At 34.7% G+C, this 1,567-nt stretch carries 2 protein-coding genes; both read left to right on the top strand.

Going from position 1 to position 1,567, the window contains the following annotated elements; all coding sequences use genetic code 11:
- Positions 1-126 precede the first annotated feature (126 nt).
- Positions 127-1,275 carry a DUF349 domain-containing protein gene (locus LJE08_RS13470; RefSeq protein ID WP_227403509.1) on the top strand — a complete coding sequence of 383 codons (1,149 nt, stop codon included), beginning with the start codon at positions 127-129 and terminating at the stop codon, positions 1,273-1,275.
- 33 nt (positions 1,276-1,308) lie between these two features.
- The gene (locus LJE08_RS13465) at positions 1,309-1,503 is read left to right on the top strand and encodes a hypothetical protein (RefSeq protein ID WP_227403508.1); all 195 of its coding nucleotides are present in this window, start codon (positions 1,309-1,311) and stop codon (positions 1,501-1,503) included.
- The last annotated feature ends 64 nt before the right edge of the window (positions 1,504-1,567 follow it).

Raw genomic sequence — 1,567 nt, 5'->3', positions numbered from 1 at the left:
ACTGGAAACGAACCGGGCACGTCATTTAGACGTGTGACTTTTTTGCAGAAAAAGTTTTTTCTCGTACTTTTTTTATTATATGTTATAATCATAAGTAATAGGATGATTAGAAAGCTGAGTAGATGTATGGAAAAAGAATTTTACGAAGAATTTGAAGATATGGAAGCCGGTATTGACCAAAAACAGGCTCTTGTCGAAGAATCAAAAAAAGTTGATGAAATTGAAGATTTCAACGAAGCTGTTCGCTTTGTGAATGATTTAAAGAAAAAATGGAGAAAGACTGGATTTGGGGAGTCTTTGGCAGAAGAAAAGTTAAGAGAAGAATTTGAGGCAAATGTTGAAAAGGTTTATGAGAAGCAAAAGGCATTGTCTCAAAAGGTTGTAGAGGCTAAGGAAGCTTTGATTAAGGAAGCTGAAAAAACTTCTTTATCAGATGATTTTAAGAAGGCTACTGAAAAAATGACTTCTTTAATGGATGAATGGAAAGCTTCAGGAAATGCCGGAAAGAAAACGGATGATGAATTGTGGGAACGTTTCAATGCAGCTCGTCAGAAGTTCTATGATCGTAAACATGCAAACTGGGAAAATAGAGCGGTTCAGTTTGAAAATGCCAAAAAGGTAAAAGAAGATTTAATTGAAAAAGCTAAGTCTTTACAGGATTCAGAAGAATGGCAAAAAACAAGTGCTAAATATAAAGAATTGATGGATGCATGGAAAGCAGCAGGAAATGCAGGTCGTGAATTTGATGATGATTTATGGAATGCGTTTAATGAGGCTCGCCAAAAATTCTATGCGAAACGTAATGAATTCTATGAAAAATTGCATGTTGAACATGCTGAAAAATATGCTGAAAAACAAGCTTTAGTTAAGGAAGCTAAATCAATTGCTGGTTTACAGGAATATACTCGTGAACAAACGGCAATGATGAAAGAATTGTCTAACAAATGGAAATCAATTGGTTTCTGTGGAAAAGATAAAGAAGATGAAATCTGGAATGAGTTCAGAGGAGTTATGGATGAATACTTTGCGGGTTTAAAATCGGCTAGTGAAAAGCGTCGTGCTAACTGGCGTGAACACATGTCAGAAATTATTTCTCGTAAAGAAGAACAAATCGCAAACCAAAAACGTCAAATCAAACGTCTTCAGGATGATATGACTGGTTTGGTAAGTGAAGCTACAGTAGCTGACTTACAGGATCAAGTAGAAGATAAAGAAGATTTTATCAAACAACTTGAACAAGAAATCGAAGATATTGAAAAGAAATTAGCAGAGTAGTTGATCTACTCTCTTTTTCTTGGGGTTTATTATATGAATTTTCATGAATGTATGAAGCTGTTTTATCCAGAGACAACAATAATATTATATAATCAAAAAAATGAAGTTGTATTAGAAGGCCAAGTAAAGGACATTCGTAAAGAGTGTGAAAAATATCATAATGTAGAAGTTACCTTCGTATCGGGTAGAGCAGATATAACGGGACTTAAAATTTGGCTAGATATGTAAAAGGAAGAAGGGTAACCAAAATCATTTAGGGTTTTAGCGCAATCATTTGGGGTCTAGTTCGGGG

It is taken from the genome of Holdemanella sp. DFI.5.55 (genome assembly GCF_020593575.1).
Classification (GTDB): Bacteria; Bacillota_I; Bacilli_A; order Erysipelotrichales; family Erysipelotrichaceae; genus Holdemanella; species Holdemanella hominis.
This window is presented reverse-complemented; position numbering and strand designations above follow the sequence as displayed.